The sequence below is a fragment of the Paraburkholderia sp. BL21I4N1 genome, assembly GCF_002973525.1.
Taxonomy (GTDB): Bacteria; Pseudomonadota; Gammaproteobacteria; order Burkholderiales; family Burkholderiaceae; genus Paraburkholderia.
The window spans coordinates 1-26,063 of record NZ_PVEN01000032.1 but is presented as its reverse complement, the minus strand read 5'-3'; the positions used below and the strand labels follow the sequence as shown (position 1 = coordinate 26,063).

20 protein-coding genes are annotated in these 26,063 nt (G+C 63.1%); 2 read left to right on the top strand and 18 right to left on the bottom strand.

Annotated elements, in window-relative coordinates; translation table 11 throughout:
• Positions 1 to 204: 204 nt before the first annotated feature.
• The 16 genes from ftsZ to coq7 form a co-directional block, all read right to left on the bottom strand.
• Positions 205 to 1,407 carry a cell division protein FtsZ gene (ftsZ, locus tag B0G83_RS37065; RefSeq protein WP_035548835.1) on the bottom strand — a complete coding sequence of 401 codons (1,203 nt, stop codon included), beginning with the start codon at positions 1,405 to 1,407 and terminating at the stop codon, positions 205 to 207.
• A gap of 120 nt (positions 1,408 to 1,527) precedes the next feature.
• Positions 1,528 to 2,760: a cell division protein FtsA gene (gene ftsA, locus B0G83_RS37060; protein ID WP_007180311.1), complete on the bottom strand. Its 1,233-nt coding sequence runs from the start codon at positions 2,758 to 2,760 to the stop codon at positions 1,528 to 1,530.
• A gap of 27 nt (positions 2,761 to 2,787) precedes the next feature.
• Entirely contained in the window at positions 2,788 to 3,540 is a 753-nt protein-coding gene (locus B0G83_RS37055; RefSeq protein WP_105512229.1) for a cell division protein FtsQ/DivIB, read from the bottom strand.
• Positions 3,541 to 3,564: 24 nt separating this feature from the next.
• The gene (locus B0G83_RS37050; protein WP_105512228.1) at positions 3,565 to 4,506 is read right to left on the bottom strand and encodes a D-alanine--D-alanine ligase; all 942 of its coding nucleotides are present in this window, start codon (positions 4,504 to 4,506) and stop codon (positions 3,565 to 3,567) included.
• Between the two features lies 1 nt (position 4,507).
• On the bottom strand, positions 4,508 to 5,911 hold the full coding sequence (murC, locus tag B0G83_RS37045; protein ID WP_105512227.1) for a UDP-N-acetylmuramate--L-alanine ligase: 1,404 nt from the start codon (positions 5,909 to 5,911) through the stop codon (positions 4,508 to 4,510).
• Complete coding sequence (gene murG, locus B0G83_RS37040; RefSeq protein WP_105512226.1) at positions 5,908 to 7,026, bottom strand: undecaprenyldiphospho-muramoylpentapeptide beta-N-acetylglucosaminyltransferase; 1,119 nt, start codon at positions 7,024 to 7,026, stop codon at positions 5,908 to 5,910. Before murG ends, murC begins: the two co-directional genes overlap by 4 nt.
• On the bottom strand, positions 7,023 to 8,303 hold the full coding sequence (gene ftsW / locus B0G83_RS37035; RefSeq protein ID WP_105512225.1) for a putative lipid II flippase FtsW: 1,281 nt from the start codon (positions 8,301 to 8,303) through the stop codon (positions 7,023 to 7,025). Before ftsW ends, murG begins: the two co-directional genes overlap by 4 nt.
• Positions 8,300 to 9,814 (bottom strand): UDP-N-acetylmuramoyl-L-alanine--D-glutamate ligase, encoded by a 1,515-nt coding sequence (gene murD, locus B0G83_RS37030; RefSeq protein ID WP_105512224.1) that lies wholly within the window; start codon positions 9,812 to 9,814, stop codon positions 8,300 to 8,302. The genes ftsW and murD overlap by 4 nt, the downstream gene beginning before the upstream one ends.
• A 24-nt stretch (positions 9,815 to 9,838) precedes the next feature.
• Positions 9,839 to 11,008 (bottom strand): phospho-N-acetylmuramoyl-pentapeptide-transferase, encoded by a 1,170-nt coding sequence (mraY, locus tag B0G83_RS37025; RefSeq protein ID WP_105512223.1) that lies wholly within the window; start codon positions 11,006 to 11,008, stop codon positions 9,839 to 9,841.
• Positions 11,009 to 11,025: 17 nt separating this feature from the next.
• The gene (murF, locus tag B0G83_RS37020; RefSeq protein ID WP_105512222.1) at positions 11,026 to 12,456 is read right to left on the bottom strand and encodes a UDP-N-acetylmuramoyl-tripeptide--D-alanyl-D-alanine ligase; all 1,431 of its coding nucleotides are present in this window, start codon (positions 12,454 to 12,456) and stop codon (positions 11,026 to 11,028) included.
• Positions 12,453 to 14,000, bottom strand: a complete 1,548-nt coding sequence (locus tag B0G83_RS37015) for a UDP-N-acetylmuramoyl-L-alanyl-D-glutamate--2,6-diaminopimelate ligase (RefSeq protein WP_105512221.1) — start codon at positions 13,998 to 14,000, stop codon at positions 12,453 to 12,455. The genes murF and B0G83_RS37015 overlap by 4 nt, the downstream gene beginning before the upstream one ends.
• Positions 13,997 to 15,862 (bottom strand): penicillin-binding protein 2, encoded by a 1,866-nt coding sequence (locus B0G83_RS37010; protein ID WP_105512220.1) that lies wholly within the window; start codon positions 15,860 to 15,862, stop codon positions 13,997 to 13,999. The genes B0G83_RS37015 and B0G83_RS37010 overlap by 4 nt, the downstream gene beginning before the upstream one ends.
• Positions 15,859 to 16,209 carry a cell division protein FtsL gene (gene ftsL / locus B0G83_RS37005; protein ID WP_105512219.1) on the bottom strand — a complete coding sequence of 117 codons (351 nt, stop codon included), beginning with the start codon at positions 16,207 to 16,209 and terminating at the stop codon, positions 15,859 to 15,861. The genes B0G83_RS37010 and ftsL overlap by 4 nt, the downstream gene beginning before the upstream one ends.
• Positions 16,206 to 17,159: a 16S rRNA (cytosine(1402)-N(4))-methyltransferase RsmH gene (gene rsmH, locus B0G83_RS37000; RefSeq protein WP_105512218.1), complete on the bottom strand. Its 954-nt coding sequence runs from the start codon at positions 17,157 to 17,159 to the stop codon at positions 16,206 to 16,208. The genes ftsL and rsmH overlap by 4 nt, the downstream gene beginning before the upstream one ends.
• Before the next feature lie 15 nt (positions 17,160 to 17,174).
• The gene (gene mraZ, locus B0G83_RS36995; RefSeq protein ID WP_035548869.1) at positions 17,175 to 17,603 is read right to left on the bottom strand and encodes a division/cell wall cluster transcriptional repressor MraZ; all 429 of its coding nucleotides are present in this window, start codon (positions 17,601 to 17,603) and stop codon (positions 17,175 to 17,177) included.
• A 500-nt stretch (positions 17,604 to 18,103) separates the two neighbouring features.
• On the bottom strand, positions 18,104 to 18,742 hold the full coding sequence (gene coq7 / locus B0G83_RS36990) for a 2-polyprenyl-3-methyl-6-methoxy-1,4-benzoquinone monooxygenase (RefSeq protein WP_105512217.1): 639 nt from the start codon (positions 18,740 to 18,742) through the stop codon (positions 18,104 to 18,106).
• A 302-nt stretch (positions 18,743 to 19,044) separates the two neighbouring features.
• Here coq7 and B0G83_RS36985 point away from each other — a divergent pair, with 302 nt between their 5' ends.
• Positions 19,045 to 20,226: a porin gene (locus B0G83_RS36985; protein WP_105512216.1), complete on the top strand. Its 1,182-nt coding sequence runs from the start codon at positions 19,045 to 19,047 to the stop codon at positions 20,224 to 20,226.
• A gap of 183 nt (positions 20,227 to 20,409) precedes the next feature.
• On the opposite strand, the gene B0G83_RS36980 is transcribed toward B0G83_RS36985, so the two are convergent.
• Together B0G83_RS36980 and B0G83_RS36975 are read right to left on the bottom strand one after the other, a co-directional pair.
• Complete coding sequence (locus B0G83_RS36980; protein ID WP_105512215.1) at positions 20,410 to 22,083, bottom strand: long-chain fatty acid--CoA ligase; 1,674 nt, start codon at positions 22,081 to 22,083, stop codon at positions 20,410 to 20,412.
• 146 nt (positions 22,084 to 22,229) lie between these two features.
• Positions 22,230 to 24,308, bottom strand: a complete 2,079-nt coding sequence (locus B0G83_RS36975) for a molybdopterin-dependent oxidoreductase (protein ID WP_105512214.1) — start codon at positions 24,306 to 24,308, stop codon at positions 22,230 to 22,232.
• Between the two features lie 179 nt (positions 24,309 to 24,487).
• Here B0G83_RS36975 and B0G83_RS36970 point away from each other — a divergent pair, with 179 nt between their 5' ends.
• A complete protein-coding gene (locus tag B0G83_RS36970; RefSeq protein WP_105512236.1) occupies positions 24,488 to 25,684 on the top strand; it encodes a M20 aminoacylase family protein in 1,197 nt (398 codons plus the stop codon).
• Positions 25,685 to 26,063: the final 379 nt, after the last annotated feature.

Below are 26,063 nucleotides of genomic sequence, written 5' to 3'. Positions count from 1 at the left end.
CAGTGAAGTCAATCGCGCCAGCCCTAAACCCGCTGCGCGCCCCGGCGACAGTCGCCCACTCCGCTTCGCGAATCCGAAGAGGGCAGTTGTCCTTGCCGCGAATCCAACGATACGCGACCTGTTCGCCGTTCACCCGCCACGCTCGTGCATCCGTCAGCCGGCGCTTTCCGAAAAAAGCGCGGCAACGAAAGCCTGCTCGCGCGCTCAGTCCGCCTGCTTGCGCAGGAACGCCGGAATGTCGTACGTGTCGACGCCCTTTTCCTGCAGCGCCTGCACGTGCGAAGCCGCCGTGTCGCGCGAGGTGCGCCATACGGCCGGCGTATCCAGCGCGCCGTAGTCGGCGGTACTCGCGTGCGACGTCGACGGCGCGTACGCAGCGTGTTGCATCGTGCTGATCGGCTGGTTGTCGGTGCCGGTGCGCAGCAACGTCATCGGTGCCGATTGCTGCTTCTTCGCCGCACGGCCCAGACCCGTTGCCACGACCGTCACGCGCAGCGCGTCGCCCATGGCGTCGTCATAAACAGCGCCGAAGATCACCGTGGCGTCTTCCGCCGCGTAGCTCTTGATCGTGTTCATCACTTCACGCGTTTCCGACAGACGCAGCGAACGGCTCGACGTGATGTTGACCAGCACGCCACGTGCGCCCGACAGATCCACACCTTCCAGCAGCGGGCTGGCGACAGCCTGCTCGGCGGCCAGACGCGCGCGATCGACACCGGCAACCGTCGCCGTGCCCATCATCGCCTTGCCCTGCTCGCCCATCACCGTCTTCACGTCTTCGAAGTCGACGTTCACCAGACCGTCGACATTGATGATTTCCGCGATGCCGGCAACTGCGTTGTTCAGAACGTCGTCTGCGCACTGGAAGCACTTGTCCATCTCGGCGTCATCGCCCATCACCTCGAACAGCTTGTCGTTCAGAACGACGATCAGCGAGTCGACGTGATCCTCCAGTTGCTGCGAACCGGCTTCTGCCACACGCATGCGCTTGCCGCCTTCGAACTCGAACGGCTTGCTGACCACGCCCACGGTCAAAATACCCATTTCCTTGGCGATCTGCGCGACCACCGGTGCCGCCCCCGTACCCGTGCCGCCACCCATGCCGGCCGTGATGAAGACCATGTGCGCGCCGCGCAATGCGTCGGCGATGCGTTCACGGGCTTCTTCCGCTGCCGCGCGGCCCATTTCCGGCTTGGCGCCAGCGCCCAGACCCGTGTTGCCGAGCTGGATCACCGCGGTGGCACGCGAACGCGACAGAGCCTGCGCGTCCGTGTTCATCACGATGAAGTCGACGCCTTGCACGCCTTTGTTGATCATGTGCTGAACGGCATTGCCGCCAGCGCCACCTACTCCGACCACCTTGATGATGGTGCCGTTCGTTTCGGTTTCCAGCATCTGGAATTCCATGTTGCCTCCGTCAAGATAAAAAATTTACAGCCACTCGGCCGTTATTCGGCAGGAGATCGGGCAACCCCCTGTCGCGCGCCGGCCGCCGGCACCAGCGCGAGTTTTTTTAAAGCGAAATCGTTAGAAGTTGCCGAGGAACCAGTCCTTCATCCGCGTGAAGACCTGACCCATCGACCCCGACTGCACGGCGACCTTGCGGCCGCGCATGCGTTGCGAGCGTCCTTCGACGAGCAGGCCCATCGCCGTCGAGTAGCGCGGGTTGCGCACCACGTCGGCAAGACCGCCCGCGTATTCCGGTACACCAATGCGCACCGGCTTCAGGAAAATGTCTTCACCCAGTTCGACCATGCCGAGCATCATCGACGCGCCGCCGGTCAGCACCACGCCGGAGCTCAGCAGTTCCTCGTAACCCGACTCGCGCACCACCTGCTGCACGAGCGAAAACAGTTCTTCGACACGCGGCTCAACGACCGCCGCCAGCGCCTGGCGCGACAGCGTGCGCGGACCGCGCTCGCCGAGACCCGGCACTTCGATCATTTCGTCCGGATCGGCCAAGGCCTGCTTGGCGATGCCGTAATCGACCTTGATGTCTTCCGCGTCCGGCGTCGGCGTGCGCAGCGCCATCGCGATGTCGCTGGTGATCTGGTCGCCGGCGATCGGAATCACCGCGGTATGACGGATCGCGCCTTCGCTGAAGATCGCGATGTCCGTAGTGCCGCCGCCGATATCGACCAGCACCACGCCGAGTTCCTTCTCGTCTTCGGTCAGCACCGCCAGCGACGACGCCAGCGGCTGCAAGATCAGATCGTTCACTTCGAGACCGCAGCGGCGCACGCACTTGACGATGTTCTGCGCCGCGCTGACCGCGCCGGTGACGATATGCACCTTCACTTCGAGGCGAATGCCGCTCATGCCGATCGGCTCGCGCACATCTTCCTGACCGTCAATGATGAATTCCTGAGTCAGGATATGCAGCACCTGCTGATCGGTCGGAATGTTGATTGCCTTGGCCGTTTCGATCACGCGAGCCACGTCGGTCTGCGTGACTTCCTTTTCCTTGATCGCCACCATGCCGCTCGAATTGAAGCTGCGGATATGGCTGCCGGCGATCCCGGTGAAGACGTTGGTGATCTTGCAGTCGGCCATCAGCTCGGCTTCCTCGAGCGCGCGCTGAATCGACTGCACGGTGGCTTCGATATTCACCACCACGCCTTTCTTGAGCCCCTTCGATTCGCTCTGGCCGAGGCCGATCACCTCGTAGTGACCCTCGCCCTTCAACTCGGCGACGATGGCCACGACCTTCGACGTCCCAATGTCGAGGGCGACCAGCAGATCTTTATAGTCTTTACTCATAGCGTGCTCATTGCGTGTGATGTCCGTTTACTTCTTGCCCTTGTCGGGTTCGCTGATAAAGCGCATGCCAGCGGCACGAATCGCGAAACCGTTCGGATAGCGCAAGTCCGCATACTCGATATCCTTTCCCCAACGTTGCGTCACCGCGTTCCACGCCGCGGTCAGGCGCTTGCTGCGATCGAGCAGCGTGTCCTGATTGCGTTCGCGCCCGAGTTCCACCTGCGTTCCATTCGACAACTTCACCGTCCACGCATAACGCGGCGACAGCGTCACTTCATCCGGCGTCGCGCCCAGCGGCGCGAACCACTTCTGAAAATCGTGATAGCGCGCGACAACTTCCTTGGCCGTGCCGTCCGGACCGTCGAAGGCGGGCAAATCTTCTTCGAGCTCGCCCTGGTTCGCCGTGAACAGCTCGCCGTCGACGCTCACCAGCTGATCGCTGCCCCACGTTCCCAGCGGTTTGTACTCCTCGAGCGTGACAGCCAGCGCATTCGGCCAGACCCGCCGCACGCTCGCGTGACGCACCCACGGCATCTGCTCGAACGCCTGCCGCGCGACGTCGAGATCGACCGTGAAAAAATTGCCCTTCAATCGCCCTACTACCCCGGCGCGCACCGTCGGTGAATTGATGTGCTCGGTGTCGCCGTCGATCTGGATTTCGCGCAACGCGAAATTCGGACGCTGGATCAGCCAGTAACCGCCCGCCGCCAGCAGCACGAGCACCAGCAACACGTGCAGCGCGTTGGCGGCGAGATTGAGCTGGCGAACGTTGTTCCACATGGTGTTGCTTTCGGGTCGCCCCGCTTAGTCCTGCAGCGTCAGCGCCAACACGCCGACAACCAGATCCTGATAGCTGATACCCACCGCGCGCGCCGCTTTTGGCGGCAGCGAGTGATCGGTCATGCCAGGCGCCGTGTTCACTTCCAGAAAATACGCATTGCCGTCCGCGTCCATCATGAAATCGGCGCGGCCCCAATCGGCGCAGCCGAGCACGTCGAACGCGCGGCGCGCCAGCACTTTCAGGCGCGTTTCTTCTTCGGGCGCGAGTCCGCACGGAATCAGATACTGCGTGTCGTTCGCGATGTACTTCGCGTGATAGTCGTAGAACTCGCCGGCCGGCACGATACGGATCAGCGGCAGATCGAGATCGCCGGCAATGCACGCGGTGTACTCGCCGCCGCCTTCGATGCTCTTCTCGACCACGACGATCTTGTCGTACTTGATCGCTTCCAATAGCGCGGCCGGCAGCGCGTCCGCGCTCTTCACCTTGATTACCGCGACGCTCGACCCTTCGCTCGCCGGCTTCACGAACAGCGGCAAACCGAGCTTCGCGACGATCTCCTGGGCGCGCGCCGCGTAATCGTCGCCGCGCAGCACGGTTTCGAACGGCGGTGTCGGAATGCCGAGCTGCTGCCACACGAGCTTGGTGCGGAACTTGTCCAGACCGAGCGCCGAGCCGAGCACGCCGCTACCGTTGTACTTGATGCCGTAGAAGTCGAGCGCGCCCTGAATCTGGCCGTTTTCGCCGTAGCCGCCATGCAAGGCGATAAAGGCGCGGTCAAAGCCTTCCGCCTTCAACGCCGCGAGCGGACGCTCGGACGGGTCGAACGGATGCGCGTCGATACCGGCGTCGCGCAGTCCTTCCAGCACCAGGCGGCCGGACGTGAGCGACACTTCGCGCTCGGCGGATTCACCGCCGAGAAGTACTGCCACCTTGCCGAATTTTTTCGGATCGATACCGCTCATCTCACACCTTCGTTTCCTGAGCGAGGCGACCCGGCACACCGCCGATCGAACCCGCGCCCATCGTGATCACCACATCGCCGGCACGCACCACTGCTGCGAGCGCGTCCGGCACTTCGTCCACCGAATCGAGAAACACCGGTTCGACCTTGCCCGTCACGCGCAGCGCACGCGCCAACGCGCGGCCGTCCGCGGCGACGATCGGCGCTTCGCCGGCCGAATAGACTTCGGTCAGCACGAGCGCGTCGACGGTCGACAGCACCTTCACAAAATCTTCGAAGCAGTCACGCGTGCGCGTGAAGCGGTGCGGCTGGAACGCCAGCACCAACCGCCGGCCCGGAAACGCACCGCGCGCCGCCGCCACCGTCGCGGCCATTTCGACCGGGTGATGACCGTAGTCGTCGACCAGCGTGTACGTGCCGGCCGGGTTGCCTTCGCTCAGTACCGGCACTTCGCCGTAGCGCTGGAAGCGCCGGCCCACGCCGTTGAAATCCGCCAGCGCTCGCTGGATATCGGCATCTTTCACTTCAAGTTCAGTCGCAATCGCAATCGCGGCGAGCGCGTTCTGCACGTTGTGCTCGCCCGGCAGGTTCAACACAATGTCGAGCGGCGCCGCATCTTCGCGCATGGCGGTGAAATGCATCTTGCCGTCGTGCGCCGTGACGTTGACCGCGCGCACCTGCGCATCGGGCGCCAGGCCGTAGCGGATGATCGGCTTCGACACGAACGGCAAGATTTCCTTCACGTTCGGATCGTCGACGCACAGCACCGCGATGCCGTAAAACGGCAGACGGTGCGTGAACTCGATAAACGCCTGCTTGAGCCGCGCGAAGTCGTGGCCGTAGGTGTCCATGTGATCGGCGTCGATGTTCGTAATGACTTCGATCACCGGGAACAGATTCAGGAACGACGCGTCCGACTCATCCGCTTCGGCGACGATAAAGTCGCCCGTACCCAGCCGCGCATTCGCGCCCGCGCTGATCAACCGGCCGCCGATCACAAAGGTCGGATCGAGCCCGCCCGCCGCCAGCACGCTCGCCACCAGCGAAGTGGTCGTGGTCTTGCCGTGCGTACCGGCAATCGCAATGCCCTGCTTCAGACGCATCAGTTCCGCGAGCATCACCGCGCGCGGCACGATCGGAATGCGGCGATGACGCGCGGCCAGCACTTCCGGGTTGTCGCTACGCACCGCGGTCGAAACGACCACTGCGTTCGCGCCTTCGATGTTCTCCGCCGCGTGACCGATCGCGATCCGCGCGCCGAGGTTCGCGAGACGATCGGTGATCGCGTTGCTCGACAGATCCGAGCCGCTCACCTGATAGCCGAGATTGACCAGCACCTCCGCGATGCCGCTCATGCCGACACCGCCGATGCCGACAAAATGAATATGTTTGACGATGTGTTTCATTGCTTTCCTTCTGGGCTCGCGCCCGAAATCGAACCCGCCACGCTCGCGCAAATCTGCGCGACCTGCTCCGTGGCGTCGGGTTTCGCGAGCGAGCGCGAACGCTCCGCCATGTCCGCGAGACTTGCCCGCGTCTGGCTGCGCAACCAGTCGGCGAGCATCTCCGCCGACAGATCGCGTTGCTGCACGACCAGCGCCGCGCCATTGCCGGCGAGGAACGCTGCATTGGTTGTCTGGTGATCGTCTACTGCAAACGGGAACGGCACGAAGAACGCCGCTACCCCAACCGCTGAAATCTCCGACACCGTCATCGCGCCCGAACGGCAGATCACCAGATCGGCGTTCGCGTACGCGCTCGTCATGTCGTCGATGAACGCCACGAGTTCGACGTCCGTGCCGGTCTGCAAACCGGCTGCCGCGTAGTTCTCGCGCAGCGCCTCGATATGCTTCGCGCCCGCCTGATGCACGATGCGCGGCCGTTCATTCGGCGCGAGCAACGCCACCGCACGCGGCACCACTTCGTTCAACGCCGCCGCGCCCAGACTGCCGCCCACCACCAGCACATTCAGCGGACCGCTGCGTTGCGCGTAGCGTGCTTTGGGTGCAATTGCGCGCGCAAGTTCCTCACGAATCGGGTTTCCGGTCCATTCGCCGTGCGGCAATGCGTTCGGGAACGCAACCAGCACGCGTTTGGCGAGCTTCGCGAGCACCTTGTTGGCGAGGCCCGCGATCGAATTCTGTTCATGCAGCACCAGCGGACGACCGCTCAACGCCGTCATCAAACCCGCCGGGAACGTGATGTAACCGCCCATGCCGAGCACCACATCCGGCTTCACGCGACGCAGCACGGAAAGACTTTGCGTGCAGGCGCGCAGCAAATTCAGCGGCAACATCAGCTTGGTCTTCAACCCCTTGCCGCGCAGTCCGCCGAAGCGCACGTATTCCATCGGAATGCCGTGCTTCGGCACCAGCGTCGCTTCCATTCCCGCGGGATTGCCGAGCCACACGACCTTCCAGCCCCACGCCTGCATCAGGTGCGCGACCGCGAGGCCCGGGAACACGTGTCCCCCGGTGCCACCGGCCATCACCATCAGCGTGCGTTGCGGCACAGCGGTCATACTTTGCCCCCACGCATCAGCACCCGATTTTCGTAATCCACGCGCATCAACACCGCCACCGCGACGCAGTTCAGCAAAATGCCCGAGCCGCCATAACTCACTAGCGGCAACGTGAGGCCTTTAGTCGGCAGCAGGCCGAGATTCACGCCCATGTTGATGAAGGTCTGCGCGCCGAACCAGATACCGATACCCTTCGCGACGAGGCCCGCGAACGTGCGGTCGAGCGCGAGCGCCTGACGGCCGATCTCGAACGAACGGCGCACGATCCAGTAAAACATCAGGATCACCACCAGCACGCCGACAAAACCGAGTTCCTCGCCGATCACCGCGAGGATGAAGTCGGTATGCGCTTCCGGCAGATAGTTGAGCTTCTCGACGCTGCCGCCGAGGCCCACGCCGAACCACTCGCCGCGCCCGAAGGCAATCAGCGAGTGCGTCAATTGATACGCCTTGCCCTGCGCGTAACGGTCGTCCCACGGATCGAGGTACGCGAAAATCCGCTCGCGACGCCATGGCGACGCCCACACCAGCAAGCTGAACGTGCCCACCGCCGTGGCCACGAGGCCGCCGAACAGCTTGCCGTTCACACCGCCGAGGAACAGCACGCCCATTGCGATCGCCGCGATCACCATGAACGCGCCCATGTCCGGCTCGAGCAGCAGCAACGCGCCGACGAGGCCGACCGCGACCGCCATCGGCAGAAAGCCCTTGGCGAAGCTGTGCATGTATTCCTGCTTGCGCACCGTGTAGTTCGCGGCGTAGATGGTGACCGCGAGCTTCATGATTTCCGACGGCTGCATGTTCGTGATGCCGAGCGGAATCCAGCGGCGCGCGCCGTTCACGCCCTTGCCGATGTGCGGAATCAGCACGACGACCAGCGCGGCCAGCGAGATCAGGAACAGCTTCGGCGCGTACTTGTCCCACGTCGAGATCGGAATGCGGAATGCGGCGATACCGATCACCGAGCCCAGCACCACGAACAGAATCTGCCGCGCGAGAAACGCCCAGTCGCGGTAAGACGAATACTTCGGCGAGTCCGGCATCGCGATCGACGCCGAATACACCATCACGACCCCGAGCCCGAGCAGCGCGACGACCACCCACAGCAACGAGTGGTCATAGTCGAGCATCCGCGAGCGCAGCGGACGCACGCCGTTGACGGCGCTCGCCAGGCCGCTGCCCGTGCGCCCGCCGGCGCGCGCCGCGCCGCCACCCGAGGCGCCTTCGCCGGCGCCAGCGCCCGCGGTGCGTGAACCGAAGCGTTCCGACCAGCTCATATCATCGTCCCCCGTTCGGCCGCGATGTCTTCCACCGTGCCGCGAAATACCTCGGCGCGGTGCGCGTAACCCTTGAACATGTCGAAACTCGCGCAGGCCGGCGACAGCAGCACGGCGTCGCCCGGTTGCGCCAGCGCGGTGGCGGCACGCGTCGCGTCCTCGAGCGTGGCGTGGTCGGTCAGCGCGATGCCGGTGTGTTCCAGCGCGGCGCGAATCTGCGGCGCGTCGCGGCCGATCAGCATCACGGCACGACACCAGCGCATGACCGGCGCGGCGAGCGGATCGAACTCCTGACCCTTGCCGTCGCCGCCAGCGATCAGCACCACGCGTTGCGCGAGGCCGTCGAGTGCTGCGACCGTTGCACCGACGTTGGTGCCCTTGCTGTCGTCCACGTAATCGACGCCTTCGATCGACGCGATCAATTCCACCCGATGCGGCTCACCGCGATATTCACGCAAGCCGTGCAGCAGCGGCGCGCCCGGCAGGCCGACGGCGCGCGTGAGCGCGTACGCGGCCAGCGCGTTTGCGGCATTGTGCAAACCGCGAATGCGCAAGGCGTCCGCCGGCATCAGGCGCTTCAGCGCGATATTCGGCAACGCCACGGCTTCGTTCTTGCGACGGCGCTTGGGCACCGGTTCATCGCTCGCGTCGAGGTCATGCGCTTCGACCAGCCAGACGATGCCGTTCTCGCGCAGCAAACCGTAGTCGCCGTCGTTCTTCGGCTCGGTGACGCCGAACGTCACGACTTCGGCTTCGCTGTCCGCCGAAGGCGCGAGCGACATCACCCGGGCGTCGTCGCGATTCAGCACGCGCACGGTCTGTGTACCGAAGATGCGGCCCTTCGCGGCAGCGTACGCATCGAGGCCACCGTGCCAGTCCAGGTGGTCTTGTGTGATGTTCAGCACCGCGGCCGCGTCCGGCGCGAACGTGTGCGCGGTTTCGAGCTGGAAGCTCGACAGTTCGAGCACCCACACGTCGGGCAGCGCGGTGTTGTCGATCGCTTCGCTGAGCTTGTCGAGCAGCGACGGGCTGATGTTGCCCGCCACCGCGACCTTCTTGCCGGCGCGTTCGCACAGCAAGCCGGTTAGGCTGGTGGTGGTGGTTTTGCCGTTGGTGCCGGTGATCGCGAGCACCTTCGGCGCGTAGCCGCTTTCGCCGAGCGTCTGCAACGCCAGCGAGAACAACTCGAGTTCGCCCCAAACCGGAATGCCCTGCTCGCGCGCGGCGGTAATCAGCGGCAGCAGATCGGCCGCGAGCGGCGACAAGCCCGGACTGATCGCCACGAGTTCGATACTGTCGAGCAAGGCCGGCGAAAACGCGCCGCCGACGAATTCGGCGTCGACGCGGTGTGCTTCCAGCGCGGACAGATTCGGCGGCACCTCGCGCGTATCGGCCACACGCAGCCGACAGCCGTGCCGCGCGCACCAGCGCGCCATCGCGAGACCGGATTCACCCAGTCCCAGCACGAGCACCATCGGCTTTTGCCGATCCCGAAACTTCTCGCCGAACATCGCCTGCTTCCCTTAAAACCTGCTTTAACGCAACTTGAGCGTGGACAAACCGAACAGACACAACATGAGCGTGATGATCCAGAAGCGCACAACGACCTGCGTTTCCTTCCAGCCCGACAATTCGAAATGGTGATGCAGCGGCGCCATCTTGAAGAGACGCCGCCCTTCGCCGAAACGGCGCTTGGTGAATTTGAACCACGTGACCTGCAACATCACGGACAGCGTCTCGGCGACGAAAATGCCGCCCATGATGAACAGCACGATTTCCTGACGCACGATCACCGCGACCGTGCCGAGCGCGCCACCGAGTGCGAGCGCGCCCACGTCGCCCATGAACATCTGCGCCGGGTGCGTGTTGAACCAGAGGAACGCGAGCCCGGCTCCGCCCATCGCCGAACAGAAGATCAGCAACTCGCCCGCGCCCGCGATGTGCGGGAACAGCAGGTACTTCGAGTAGACCGAACTGCCCATCACATAGGCGAACACGCCGAGCGACGCACCCACCAGCACGACCGGCATGATGACGAGGCCGTCGAGGCCGTCGGTGAGATTGACCGCATTGCTCGAACCGACGATCACCAGATACGTCAGCACGATGAAGCCCCACACGCCGAGCGGATAGCTGATCGACTTGACGAACGGCAGCATCAGGTCGGCGCGCGCGGGCAAGCCCATCGACAAGCCGCTGCGCACCCACGCCATGAACAGGTCGAAGACCCGCACGTTGTTCGCTTCGGACACGCTGAACGCCAGATAGACCGCCGCGAACAGGCCGATCAGCGACTGCCAGAAATACTTTTCGCGCGACGACATGCCGCGCGGGTCCTTGTAGACCACCTTACGGTAATCGTCGACCCAGCCGATCACGCCGAAGCCGAACGTGACGAGCATCACGATCCAGATGAAGCGGTTGGTCAGATCGGCCCACAGCAGCGTGGCCACCGCGATGCCGAGCAGAATCAGCACACCGCCCATGGTCGGCGTGCCGGATTTGACCAGGTGCGATTGCGGACCGTCTTTACGAACGGCCTGGCCGACCTTCATCGCGGTCAGCTTACGAATCACCGCCGGGCCGCAGACGAGCCCGATCAGCAGCGCGGTGATGGTAGCCATCACCGCACGGAATGTCAGATAACTGAACACGCGCAAGAAGCTTGCGTCATTCTGCAGCCATTGCGCCAGCGCCAGTAGCATGCTTCGGTCCTTCTAGTTCAATGTGCGGCGGGCGTCGTGCCCGCTGCGTTGGGTTGTGGACTCGTCACGGCGTCCACCACGCGTTCCATTTGCATGAAGCGCGAGCCTTTCACGAGAAGCGTTGCCGCAGAACCGAAACCGGCCTGCTGCAATTGCGCGACCAGCGTGCCGACGTCGGCCACGTGGTGCGCGTCCGCGCCATACGCGGTGCAGGCGTCGCGCGAGGCGTCGCCCATTGCGTACAGCGCGTCGATACCGCGTTCCTTCGCGTATGAACCGATTTCGCGATGGAACGCCGGACCGTTGTCGCCGACTTCGCCCATGTCGCCCATCACCAGCACGCGCGGCGATACACACGCCGCGAGCACGTCGATCGCGGCGCGCATCGAGTCGGGATTGGCGTTGTAGGTGTCGTCGATCACGGTGGCGCCGGTCAGCGCGCCGACGGCCGCGTGCTTGACCTGCAAACGCCCCTTCACGGCGCCGAACGATTCGAGACCGCGCTTGATCGCGTCGAGCGACACGCCTGCAGCCAAGGCGGCGGACGTCGCGGCCAATGCGTTGTGCGCATTGTGATTGCCGAGTACTTGCAGCGTGGCTTCAACGTGACCTGCCGGCGTGTCGATGCTCAACGCCTTGCCGTTAAACGTGCCTTTGACGGCGGCTTCGGTCATGCGCTCGGCCGAGTTCAGCGCGAAGTCCATGATGCGACTGCCGGTGGCCGCCACGCGCCAGATGCTCGCGTAGGCGTCGTCGGCCGGGAACACGGCCACGCCTTCCGGCGACAACGCGTGAATCACGCTGGCGTGTTCGAGCGCGACCGCTTCGACGGTCGCCATGAATTCCTGATGCTCGCGCTGCGCGTTGTTCACCACGGCGACGGTCGGCTCGGCGATCTTCGCCAGCAACGAGGTTTCGCCCGGATGGTTCATACCGAGTTCGACCACCGCCAGTTGATGCGCGGCGTGCAGACGGAACAGCGTGAGCGGCAAGCCGATGTCGTTGTTGAAGTTGCCGGCCGTGGCGAGCCGGTTTTGCTCACCCACGGCGGCGGCGAAGATCGACGCGATCATTTCCTTGACCGTGGTCTTGCCGTTGCTGCCTGTCACGGCGACGAGCGGCATCGCGAACTGGCGGCGCCAGCCGCGCGCGAGCACGCCGAGCGCGACGCGCGTATCGGTGCTCACGACTAGCGACGGCACGTTCCAGTCCGCCGGCGTGCGCGTGACCAGCGCGGCCGTCACGTTGCGCGCCGCGACTTGCGGCAGAAAGTCGTGCGCGTCGAAGCGCTCGCCCTTGATCGCGATGAACAGATCGCCCGGGCCGGCGCTGCGGCTGTCGGTCGAAATGCGCTCGATCGTCACGCTATCGTCGCCGAGCACGGTAGCGCCCGGAATCAGCGCAGCGGCTTCACGTAGCGAGAACATGGCATGTCCTGACTGACTCATTCGCCACCTCCGCGTGCATGCGTCGCACGCGCGGCAAGCGCGAGGCGAGCGTGATCCTGATCGGAGAAAGCGCGTTTCTTGCCCATGATTTCCTGGGTGGCTTCATGCCCCTTGCCGGCCAGCACGATGACGTCTTCACGCGCGGCAGTGCGGATCGCTTGCAGGATTGCACTCGCGCGGTCTTCGATGCGGCGCGCCTTCGACGCGTTCTGCATGCCCGCGGCGATCTGCTCGAGGATTGCTTGCGGATCTTCGCTGCGCGGGTTGTCGCTGGTCACGACCACGCCGTCGGCGAGCCTTTCGGCGATCGCGCCCATCAGCGGACGCTTGGTCGCGTCGCGGTCGCCGCCGCAGCCGAACATGCAGATCAGTTCGCCGCCGCGCGCGGCCGCCATGGGGCGCAGCGCTTCGAGGGTTTTTTCCAGCGCGTCCGGCGTGTGCGCGTAGTCGATCACCACCAGCGGCTCGTCGTTCTGCAAGCGGCCGCCGAGGCGCTGCATGCGGCCGTTCACCGGTTCGAGCTTCGACAGTTCGGCGAGCGCGGCGTGGAACGGCACGTCGGCGGCGAGCAGCGCGCCGAGCACGCCGAGCAGATTGCTCACGTTGAACGCGCCGAGCGTTTGGACTTCGACTTCGGCATCGCCCCAATCTAAGGTGCTCAGATGGAACGCGGTGCCGGTGGCCGTGGCGCGCACGTTCGACGCGAGCAGCAACGCATCGGCTTGCGGCGCGTCTTGCAACGTGGCGTCGAGGCCGTAGGCGATCGTGCGGGCGTGACCTTGCGTGCTGGCGAGCAAACGGCGACCGGCGGCATCGTCGCGATTGATCACGGCCGCGCGCAGTTCCGGCCACGCGAACAGACGTGCCTTTGCCGCTTCATAGGCCGCGAAGGTGCCGTGATAGTCGAGATGGTCTTGCGTGAGGTTCGTGAACACGGCGATGTCGAACGCCGTGCCGTTCACACGCCCCTGATGCAGCGCATGCGACGACACTTCCATCGCCACCGCCTGCGCGCCCGCGTCGCGCAACTGCGCGAGGCTGCGCTGCAATTGCGGCGCGTCGGGCGTCGTGAAACCGGTGTGCACCAGTTGGCCCGGCAAGCCGGTGCCGAGCGTGCCGATAATCGCGCAGCGCTGGCCGAGCGCGGTCAGCGCCGCCGACACCCACTGGCTGCACGACGTCTTGCCGTTCGTCCCGGTAATGCCGACCGCCAGCATCGCGTCGCTCGGGTCGCCGTACCAACCGCTCGCAATCGAACCGGCTAGTTCATTTAGCGCCGGCACGGCCAGCGTGCTGGACGGATCGATCTGAGCGGAATAACCCTCGGGCTGCACCAGCACCGCAGCGGCGCCACGTTCGAGCGCACCTTCGATAAACGGACGGTTGTCCGCGCCATCGACCGCGTAAGCGAAAAATGCGTCGCCCGCTGCGAGCGAACGCGTGTCGGCATGCAGATGCGCGCCTGGCTGCACGCGTGCGTGCAGCCAGTTGAGCGCGTCGGCGATCTGCCGGTGAGCGGGATGGTGCTTGCGCAATGCGCTCATCGCACGACTCCCGGGTGGCTTTTCGCGGAGGCGGAAATCGTCATCTTTTTAGCGCCGGCGCTAGTGGAAAGTTTCTTGGCCGCCGCAGGCGTGGCCGGTGCGGTAGGCGCGGGCGGCGCCGAATCGTCCGACACCACCATCTGCTTGACCGGCATATCAGGCGGCACATTCAGCGAGCGCAGCGTATCGCCGACGATCGTCGAGAACACCGGTCCCGACACCTGACCGCCGAAGTGGCTACCCGCCGTCGGTTCGTCGACCGACACGGCGACGACGATGCGCGGATTCGGCATCGGCGCCATGCCGACGAACGACGCGCGATATTTGGAGTGGTCGTAACCATGCGCGCCGTGCTTGTACGCGGTACCGCTCTTGCCGCCGACGCGATAGCCCGGCACGGCCGCATCCGGCGACGTGCCGCCCGGCGCGGTGACGGTTTCGAGCATGGCGCGCACTTCGCGAGCGGTGGTCGGCGCGAAGATCTGCGGACCCGTGGCCGGCTGATCGCCCGGCGTGCGGAAGATCGACACCGGCATGATTTCACCGTCGTGCGCGATCGCGGTGTAGGCGCGGCCCAACTGGAACAGCGACACCGAGAGACCGTAGCCATACGACATGGTTGCCTGCTCGATGCGCCGCCAGCTCTTCCACGGCCGCAGACGGCCCGCCGCCGCGCCCGGGAAGCCGACCTTCGGCGCCTGGCCGAGACCGATGCTGGTATACATATTCCACATCTCTTCGGGCTTGAGCTGCATGGCGATCTTCGTCGCGCCGATGTTGCTCGACTTCTGGATCACGCCGCCCACGGTCAGCACGCCGAACGCGCTGTCGTCGGTAATCGGCGCGCCGTCCAGCACAAAGCGGCCACCCCCGGTATCTACCAGTGTAGTCGGCGTGACGCGGTGCAGATCGAGCGCGAGCGAGACCGTGAACGGCTTCATGATCGAGCCCGGCTCGAACGTGTCGGTCAGGATGCGGTTGCGCAGTTGATCGCCGGTCAGGTGCGAACGGTCGTTCGGGTTGTACGTTGGGTAATTGACGAGCGCCAGCACTTCGCCGGTCCGCACGTCGATCACCATCGCCGCACCGGCCTTCGCCTTGAATTTCTCGACAGCCGCCTTCAGGTTCGTATAAGCGATGTACTGGATCTTGCTGTCGATCGACAAGTCCACGTCTTCGCCGTTGTGCGGCACGACCTGCTCGTCCACATCTTCAATGATGTGGCCCATGCGGTCCTTGATCACGCGGCGGCTGCCCGACACGCCGGCGAGCAGCTTCTGGTCGCCGAGTTCGACGCCTTCCTGGCCTTCGTCTTCCACATTGGTGAAGCCGATCAGGTGGGCCGTGATCTCGCCTTCCGGATAGAAGCGCTTGTATTCGTCGCGCGCGTAAATGCCGGGAATATCCAGCGCGCTCACTTTCTCGGCTATGTCCACCGGCACCTGGCGCTTCACGTAGACGAAGTTCTTGTCTTCCGACAGCTTGGCGCGCAGTTCCTTGTTCGTCATGCCGAGCAATTGGCCCAGCGAGGTCAGTTTGTCCGCGCCGAGATCGTCCGGCACCGACTCGGGAATCGCCCAGATCGCGCGCACCGGCAAACTCGTGGCGAGCACGAGACCGTTACGGTCGAGAATCTTGCCGCGCGTGGCCGGCAATTCGAGGCGGCGCTGATAGCGGATTTCGCCCTGCTTCTGATAGAACGCGTTGCCCGGCCCCTGAATCCAGAACGCGCGCCCGGCCAGCGCGACAAACGCCATGAACAGCATGAACACGACGAGTTTCGAGCGCCACATGGGCAAGCGCACCGACAGGATCGGGTTGGCCGAGAAGGCCACGCTCTTGCGAGTCGACGATTTTTTCATCGCACACCTCCGCGACGGGTCGCCAGCGGCGCCGAGGCCGGACCGGAAGTCGGGATCGGCGCGTCCTCAGCCTTGGCGGCGCCCGGGTCGAGCGTCAGGTACTGGGTGCGGCCGGTCGTGACCGACTGCATTTTCAGCGAGTCGGTCGCGATCTGTTCGATGCGGGAGGTTTTCGACAGCGCGCTCTGCTGATATTGAAGCTGCGAATAGTCCTGCTGCAGCTGACGCTCCTGCGATTGAGCGCGCTGCAACTGGATAAAAATCTGCCGCTGCTGATTGGTCGCGTTGACGACCGACAACGCGCAACCCATCACGATGATCAGCAGGAAGATATTGAGGCGGTTCATGGCGCGATCCGCTCCGCCACACGCATCACGGCAGAACGGGCGCGCGGGTTGGCGGCGACTTCAGCTTCGCTCGCGAACACACGGCCGATGATTTTGAGCGGAGGGCTCGGCAGGTCGACGGCACGAATCGGCAGGCGACGATCCACCTGAGGCGTACTGGCGTGCGCCTGCAGGAATCGCTTGACGATCCGGTCCTCGAGCGAATGAAAGCTGATGACCACCAGCCGCCCCCCTTGCTCCAGCAGCGACAACGCTGCTTCTAAAACGACTTGCAGCTCCGCAAGCTCTTGATTGATGTGAATCCGTATAGCTTGAAAGGTGCGGGTTGCCGGATCCTTGCCCTTCTCACGGGTCTTGACGACGTTAGCCACGATTTGGGCAAGCTCGCCCGTGCTGACGAGAGGCCCAAGACGGTAGGACTCTGCCCGGCGAGCAACAAGCGCCTTTGCAATCTGAAAAGCAAACCGTTCTTCCCCATAATCTCGTATCACCTCCGTCAGTTCCTGCACCGTGGCCCGCGCCAGCCAGTCAGCCGCGGACTCGCCGCGCGTCGGGTCCATACGCATGTCGAGCGGGCCGTCGGCGCGGAAGCTGAAGCCCCGCTCCGGATCGTCGATTTGCGGCGACGATATGCCCAGATCCAGCAAGATGCCCGACACCCGCCCTACGCCACGCTCCGCGACCGCGGCGCGCAGTGAAGCAAAACTCTCGTGCACGATGCTGAAGCGCGGATCCGCGATCTGCTGCGCCGTGGCAATGGCGAGCGGGTCTTTGTCGAACGCGATCAGACGCCCCGACTCGGCCAGCTTCTCCAACACCAGGCGGCTGTGACCACCGCGCCCGAACGTGCCGTCCACATAAACGCCATCCGCGCGATTGACCAGCGCGCCGACCGCTTCATCCAGCAGCACCGTGCGATGCTGCAATTCGTTTCCCATCGCAGGTGCCATATATGTGAGCCGCGATCAGAACGTGAAATTCTTTAAAGCTTCGGGCATGCCCTCGGCGATGGCCGCCTGTTCCTTCGCGGCGTAGATCTGTGCGTCCCACAGCTCGAAGTGACGACCCATACCGAGCAGGTTCACTTCTTTTTCCAATGCGCCAGCCGCGCGCAATTCCGGCGACACGAGCACGCGCCCTGCACCGTCCATATCCACATCCATTGCATTGCCGAGAAAAATGCGCTTCCACCAAGCTGCGTTCATAGGCAGCTTGTCGACCTTGTCGCGGAAGATCTCCCATTCCGGGCGCGGAAAGAGCAACAGGCAGCCGTCCGGGTGCTTGGTGATCGTCACCCGGCCCTCTGCCTGTGTTTGCAGCGCATCCCGATAGCGAGAGGGGATCGACATCCGCCCTTTCGCATCGAGCGTCAGCGCCGACGCCCCTTGGAACACTTCGCTCTCCCCTGTCGACCCGAGTGATGGACTCCGGCCTCATGCCACTGATTGCTGTCGCGGCGCTTTTTTGCGGCCGCTGCCCGATTCGTGAAAATCTACCCCAAACCACCCGTGAGATCACACAAAAATACACTTTCTCACACTGTCTCCCACTTTAGAGTAACGCTAAAGAGGGGTCAAGGGAGATAACCGCTTTTTGACCGAATTTTGTTTGTTAGAACAAGGACTTAGCGCGACTACTTCACGTCAGACATAAAACGGAAAACCGTTATAAATGAATGAGCTAGTGCAACTTGTGAAGGTGATACGTGAAAAGTGCGGGGGAACAGCGCGGAATGTAAGAGATCGTGAAGCGGGATTGGGGGGTGCCGGCGGGATTTTCAGCGACTTGCGGCGGACGACGCGCGAGGCGCCGTCCCACTTCCGGTCTTGCGTTCTGCCGACGGTGCCGGGGCTGCATTTTCTATCCTGAATCCCGGTTTCGGCTTTTTTATGCCCTATATGTAATAGGCGGTGCGCGTCATGACTTTCGACACCGCGCGCATCAGCGCACGCACGGGCAACGGCAACTCGATGCCACCGGCGTCCATGGCGGCCTTGCCGTGCTCGGCTTCATCCACACGCATCTGCTCGACGATGGCGCGCGACGCGTGGTCGGCGGCCGGCAACTGGTCAAGATGGCTATCCAGATGCTGCTCCACCTGCCGCTCGGTTTCCGCCATGAAACCCAGGCTCACGCGGTCGCCCAGACGGCCGGCCGCAAGACCGATAGCCAGCGCGCCGGTGTACCAGACCGGGTTCAACAGACTCGGACGCGAATCGAGGGCTTCGAGGCGTTTCGCGGTCCATGCGAGGTGATCTTCTTCCTCGATCGCGGCACGCGTGAACACCGCTTGCAATGAAGGCGACCGGGTGGCGAGCTTTTGCGCCTGGTAAAGCGCCTGGGCGCACACCTCGCCGACATGGTTCACACGCATCAATCCGGCGGCATGCGCGCGCTCCGCGGGTGAGAGTTCAGGCACCTCGCCACTCACCGATGATTCTTGCGGAACCGGTAACGGACGACTCATCCGCGACACGCCGGTCATTGAGCGTAAACCCCGATCAAATTCGCTAATCAACTCGTCCAGAAACATTCAGCACTCCCTCATTCGACAGCCGCCCCGACAAACCGGAAGGCCCGTGTGACAAGGCTTTGCGGGCGGAACACGGCGCCGCGAAAACCTTTGATCCGCATGATTTCGACGGCCAATTCCTGATTTTAGACCATGTTGCGTAAACGAAACAGGAGCGTTCCAGGCCGTCTCCTTTTTCTTTGTGCCATGTATGCCTTTTGTTACATTACGTGCAACTTCTCGCGAAGTTGGACAAGCAAGGCCTCAACGCTAGACAAATATTCGCCTTGTACAAAAGATTCGTAATCCTTGGAGATCATTCGATGAAAAAGTCGCTTCTCGCTCTCGCAGCACTGGGCGCATTCGCAGGCGTCGCACATGCTCAGAGCAGCGTGACCCTGTACGGCATCATTGACGAAGGCTTCAACGTCAACACCAACTCGGGTGGCAAGCACCTGTACAACCTGTCCAGCGGCGTTCTGCAAGGCTCGCGTTTCGGCCTGCGCGGCACGGAAGATCTGGGCGGCGGTCTGAAGGCCATCTTCGTGTTGGAAAACGGCTTTGACGTGAACACCGGCAAGCTGGGTCAAGGCGGCCTGATGTTCGGTCGTCAAGCTTACGTCGGCCTGTCGAGCCAATTCGGCACGGTCACGCTGGGTCGTCAGTACGACTCCGTGGTCGACTATGTCGGTCCGCTGGAAGCGGGCGACCAGTGGGGCGGCTACATCGCTGCTCACCCGGGCGACATCGACAACTTCAACAACGCGTACCGCACCAACAACACGGTCAAGTACACGAGCGCAAACTACGGCGGCCTGACGTTCGGCGGCACGTACAGCTTCGGCGGTGTTGCAGGCAACGTTACGTCGAACCAGATCTGGTCGTTGGGCGCTGGCTACAACAATGGTCCCCTCGTTTTGGGCGTCGGTTACTTGAACGCACGCACCCCGTCGGCTTCGGGTGGCCTGTTCAACAACGGCGGCACGACCACGGCAGCGAACGCTGCAGTGACGACGCCGTCGTACGCTGGCTTCGCATCGGCTAACACGTACCAGGTGATCGGTGCAGGCGGCGCGTACACGTTCGGCGCGGCAACGATCGGTGCAACGTACTCGAACATCCGCTTCGGCAACCTGGGTGCGTCGTACACGTCGCCGGGCCTGGCTCAGTACAAGGGCCAATCGGCTACGTTCAACAACGCGGAACTCAACTTCAAGTATCAGTTGACCCCGGCATTGCTGATCGGCGCTGCATATGACTACACGCGCGGCGTGGAAATCGCTGGCGCATCGCGCGCTCAGTACCACCAAGGCGCAGTCGGCGTGGACTACTTCCTGTCGAAGCGTACCGACGTGTACGTGACGGGTGTGTACCAACACGCTCTGGGCGACACGCTGAACGCAGCCGGCGCAACGGTCGCAGCTACGGCTGGCATCAACGGCCTGTCGGGTTCGTCGAACCAGAACCAGTTCACGGCTCGCGTCGGCATCCGCCACAAGTTCTAATAAGTCGTAATAAAGCAGTCTGCCTCAAAGGCGCCTTCGGGCGCCTTTTTTTATATGGCTGGGTATGCGAAGACCGATTGCGTTTCGTCCCGTACGCTTCCGCAGTGGCGGCTTGATGAAAAAAAGGCCCGGCAGACTTCCGTCTGTCGGGCCTTTCTGTCTCTATAGACTATTGCCTGACGCTTATGCCCGGCCGTCGCGCAACTCACGACGCAGAATCTTGCCGACGTTGCTCTTCGGCAGTTCCGTGCGGAATTCAACGATCTTCGGCCGCTTATAGCCGGTCAACTGCGTTTTGCAGTACGCGAAAATGTCCGCGTCGGTAAGCGCTTGATCCTTCTTCACGACGAACAACTTCACCGCTTCGCCCGAGTGCTGATCGGGGACGCCGACCGCCGCGACTTCGAACACGCCCGGCAGCTTCGCGACCACGTCTTCGATCTCGTTCGGATAAACGTTGAAGCCGGACACCAGAATCATGTCCTTCTTACGGTCCACGATCTTGACGAAGCCTCCTTCGTTCATGAAGCCCACGTCGCCGGATTTGAAGAAACCGTCCGACGTCATCACCTTCGCCGTTTCGTCCGGACGATTCCAGTAGCCCGCCATCACCTGCGGCCCGCGGATGCAGATTTCACCCGGCTGACCGAGCGGCACCTCGTTGCCGTCGTCGTCGCGAATCGAAATTTCCGTCGACGGCAGCGGCAAACCGATCGTCCCGCTGTATTCCGTGACGCTCACCGGGTTGCAGGTCACGCACGGCGAAGTCTCCGACAACCCATAGCCTTCGATAATCGGCGTATGCGTGCGTTCGTACCAGCGCTTGGCCACCGCTTCCTGCACCGCCATACCGCCACCGTTCGCGGCAAGCAGTTTCGAGAAATCGAGCTTATGGAAATCCGGGCTGTTCAGCATCGCGTTATAGAGCGTGTTGACCGCCGGAATCGTATTGATCTGGTAGCCCTGCAGCGCCTTGATCATGCCAGGGATATCGCGCGGATTCGGAATCAGCACGCCGAGGCCGCCGGTACGGATCGTCAGCAGTCCACAAACGGTCAGCGCGAACACGTGATAAAGCGGCAGCGCGACGACCGTGATGAACTGATCGATATCGGTGCGGCCGGCGCGGACCGGCTCGAGCCAGATCTCCGACTGCAGCACGTTGGCGATCAGATTCCGGTGTAGCAGCGTCGCGCCCTTGGCCACGCCGGTCGTGCCGCCGGTGTATTGGAGAAACGCGACGTCGTCCGGGCCTTGCTGAACCGGCTTGAAGCTTTGCCGACCGCCTTCGGCGATCGCCGTGTTGAATCTGACGTGGCCCGGCAGATTCCAGGCCGGCACCATCTTCTTGACCCGGCGCACGACGAAGTTCACCAACGAGCCCTTGATGCCCATCAGGTCGCCCATGGCCGCAACGACAACGTGCTTGACCGCGGTATTGCGCACAATCGCCTGCAGCGTCACCGCGAAATTCTCGAGCAGAATGATCGCTTCAGCGCCGCTGTCCTTGAGCTGATGCTCGAGTTCGCGCGGCGTGTAAAGCGGGTTCACGTTCACGACCACGTAACCGGCGCGCAAAATCGCGGCGATCGCCACCGGATATTGCAACACGTTCGGCATCATGATCGCGATACGGGAGCCGCGCGCGAGACCCTTCGACTGAAACCACGCAGCCAGTTTGCGCGAGAGCGTGTCGAGCTCGCCGTAACTGATCTGCTTGCCCATGCAGACGAACGCCGGTTTGGCGCGATGGTCGCGGAAGGCTTCCTCGAGCAGGTCGGCGACCGACGAATAGCGAGTCGGGTCGATCTCTGCGGGAACGCCGGGCGGATAAGATTTCAGCCAGATTTTGTCCATGCAGCGTCTCCTCCTTTATTTTCGAATGGTCGTGCTAAAAACGCATCGTAGCATGGGCACCTCTGTGCTATTCGCGAAAAGCGCTGGGGTTAGACTGCGGCCTCGAACCTGTTCTGGCCAGCAGCCACGGGATGTTTGAGCACGTTTCAGACGCGCTCGACTTCGACGAGGCAGTCGTAGAACGTGGCCGATCCGCCTAGATCGGTGAGTGCCTGACTGGTGACCTGATTTGCATTGCGGCCGTCCGGTGCGAGTTTTTTCCACCAGATCGACAGGCCGACCACGAGCCCCGCGCGCGCCTTATCCGTGACGCGGGCGCGCGCCTGCATCGAGCCGCGATCGTTGAAGATGCGCACCTGCGCGCCATCGACGATGTCGCGCGACTGTGCGTCGGCAGGATGCATTTCCAGATGCGGTTCGCCTTCAGTCGAGCGCAGACTCTCGACGTTGACGAAGGTGCTGTTCAGGAAATTGCGCGCGGGCGGCGAGATCATGGCCAGCGGGTAACGGGCAGCAAGCTCGGGCGCGCCGTCGGCCGATTCGTAGGGCGGCAGATAATCCGGCAGCGGGTCGAGCCCCTGCTGCGCGAGGCGCTCGCTGTAAAACTCACACTTTCCGGACGGCGTGCGGAATTCGCCCTCGGCGAAGGGCGCGTCGGGCAGCTTCAGCCTCGCCCAACCGGTCTGCTTCAGCGTCTCCCAACTCACGCCTTCGAGCGTTTTGTCCTGCCAACGGAAAGCGGCTCGCGCGAGGGTTTCATCGCTCTCGAACAGCGCCGGCTCGTCGAGGCCCATGTGCCGCGCGAAGCCGCGGAAGATTTCCGTGTTGGGCCGCGCTTCGCCGACCGGCGCGATCGCCGGCAAGTTGACCATGACGTGTGTGTGGCCGTAGGACTTGTGCACGTCGAGATGCTCGAGTTGCGTCGTGGCCGGCAACAGGAGATCGGCGTAGTCCGCGGTGTCGGTCTGGAAATGCTCCAGGACGATCGTGAATAGATCGTCGCGTGCAAAGCCTGCCGCGACCCGCTCGGAATCCGGTGCAACGGCCACCGGATTCGAGTTGTAGACGATGATGGCTTCGACCTTCGGTCCAAAAGCGGCGTTGCCAGGATGCAGCAAAGCATCGCCGATCGCGTTCATGTTGATGACGCGGCTGGGATTGGCCGGCCAGCCTGGCATCAGATCCGGACGTTGCAACGCATGCGAGTCGACCGGCGCCCAGCCACCCGACGACAGTAGCGCACCGCCGGCCCGCTCGCGCCATGCGCCCGTCAGAGAAGGCAGACTGGCAATGGCGCGCACGGCATTGCCACCGCCGCGAACTCGCTGGAGGCCGTAGTTCATCCGGATCGCGGCCTTCTTCGTGCTGCCGTAGAGTCGCGCAAGATCGACGATCACGTGCTCGTCGATACCGCAAATGTCGGCGACGCGCGATGGCGAATACGTCAGCGCGCGGGCCTTCAGTTCGGCGAAACCCAGCGTATGGTCGGCGATATAGGCGTGATCGAGCAGATTCTCCGTGATTAGCACGCTCGTCATGCCGAGCGCCAATGCACCGTCGGTGCCGGGTTTCAGCGCAATGTGCTGATGGCATTTTTCCGCGGTCAACGAGCGATACGGATCGATCGCGATCAGCCGCGCGCCTCGGCGTTTGGCCTCCTGAGCGCGCGTCCAGAAATGCAGGTTCGACGCGATCGGATTCGAGCCCCAGATCAGAATGATCTCGCTCTCGGCGAAAAACTCGGTCAGCATGCCGACGCTCGCGCCGTACGTATATTTCAGCCCGGCCGCGCCGGCCGCGGCGCAGATCGTTCGGTCCAGTTGCGACGCACCGAGTTTGTGGAAAAACCGCTGGGCGATGCTATCGCCCTGAATCAGACCCATCGTGCCGGCGTAGCTGTACGGCAAGATCGCTTCCGGCGCGCGGCGGGCAATCTCCGACAGGCGAGTTGCGGCGAGTTCGAGCGCCTCGTCCCAACTGATCGGTTCAAAGCGGCCCTCGCCTTTACGGCCGACGCGCTTCATTGGTGTGGTCAAGCGACGCGGATGATGCACGCGCTCCGCGTATCGGCTGACTTTGGTACACAACGCGCCTTGCGTCGGCGGATGATCGGGATCGCCGACCACCTTGATCGCCTTGCCCTCTTCGACGGTGACGCGCATCGCGCAGGTGTCCGGGCAATCGTGGGGACACACGGCGCGGGCGAATTCAGTCGGAGCATTCATGGTCGGTCCGTCGAGGGGAGCGGTGAGGCGATGCCGAATTTTATTACGTCCATTGGCGGTTAACCTGCATGCTGCCGCCAAAAATGCCTTCGGCGTAGAATCGTTCATCACCGTGCCCGGGTCACGTGAGCCCGAGCGATCCCACGCAAGTCAAAGCACAAGCGCAATATCACTCCATCATGAAACTGATCCCCGAAATCCAGGCCGCCCACGGCGAAATCCAGACTCTCCGACGAACCATCCACGCCCACCCGGAATTGCGCTATGAGGAGACGGCGACCGCAGATCTGGTCGCCAGATCCCTTGAATCCTGGGGCATCGAAACGCACCGCGGACTGGGCAAAACCGGTGTGGTCGGCGTACTTAGACGAGGCACGAGCGCGCGTTCTATTGGACTTCGGGCCGATATGGACGCGCTGCCGATTCAGGAGCTAAACAGCTTCGAACATCGGTCGAAAAACGATGGAAAGATGCACGCGTGTGGCCACGATGGACATACCGCCATGCTTCTCGGCGCAGCGCGGCATCTGGTGAAGCATGGTGAATTCGACGGCACGATCGTCTTCATCTTCCAGCCTGCCGAGGAAGGCGGCGCCGGCGCACAGGCCATGATCGACGACGGTCTGTTCGTGAAGTTTCCCGTGGATGCGGTGTTCGGCATCCACAACTGGCCGGGCATGCCGGCGGGCCAATTCGGCGTGACCGCAGGTCCGATCATGGCGTCGAGCAACGAATTTCGTATTGAGATCAAAGGTATCGGCTCGCACGCGGCGTTGCCGCATAACGGGCGCGATCCGGTCTTTACTGCCGTGCAGATTGCGAATGGATTGCAAGGCATCATCACGCGTAATAAGAAACCGCTCGATACCGCTGTACTGTCGATCACGCAGATTCACGCTGGCGACGCGTTGAATGTGGTTCCAAATGATGCGTGGCTTGCAGGCACGGTGCGCACATTTACTACCGAAACGCTTGATCTGATCGAAGCGCGTATGCGCAAGATCGCAGCGAGCACCGCCGACGCTTACGATTGCTCGGTGAATGTGCACTTCCACCGAAATTACCCGCCGACTATCAACAGTAGCGAGGAGGCTCGCTTTGCAGCGACAGTCATGAAGGAAATTGTGGGGGCGGAAAATGTCGACGACTCGGTCGAGCCGACGATGGGCGCCGAGGACTTTTCCTTCATGTTGCTGGCGAAGCCGGGGTGCTACGCCTTTCTAGGTAACGGCGATGGCGGCCACAGGGATTCGGGACACGGTGCAGGTCCTTGCATCCTGCATAACGCAAGCTATGACTTTAACGATGAGTTGCTGCCTATTGGCTCGACGTATTGGGTGCAACTGGCGCAGCGGTTTTTGGCTGAGGGAAGATAGGGCTTGTGTTAGCGATGCTAGAGATGGTGAGTTATCGGTTGCCGCCTCTAGTTTCGAATTTTGCGGGTTTTGTGGTTGGTGGTTTGGGGGTCGCTCGGGGCGAGAGCATGAAGGAAGGTGCGCGCTGATGCCCGTTTTCCGAGCGAACAATGGGCGTGGTTGGACGGCGTGGGAGGGCTGGGTCCGCCAGTGTGCAACGTGACGGTTTGCCCGTCGTGCCGGATATGGACGGTGGGATAGGCCTGAGATTTTCCCCTGCCGTAAACGCAGAAACCCCACCTTCTGGGGTGGGGTTTCTGTTTTCTGCAGGGGAGCCTGACGATTACCTACTTTCACACGGGCAATCCGCACTATCATCGGCGTGGAGTCGTTTCACGGT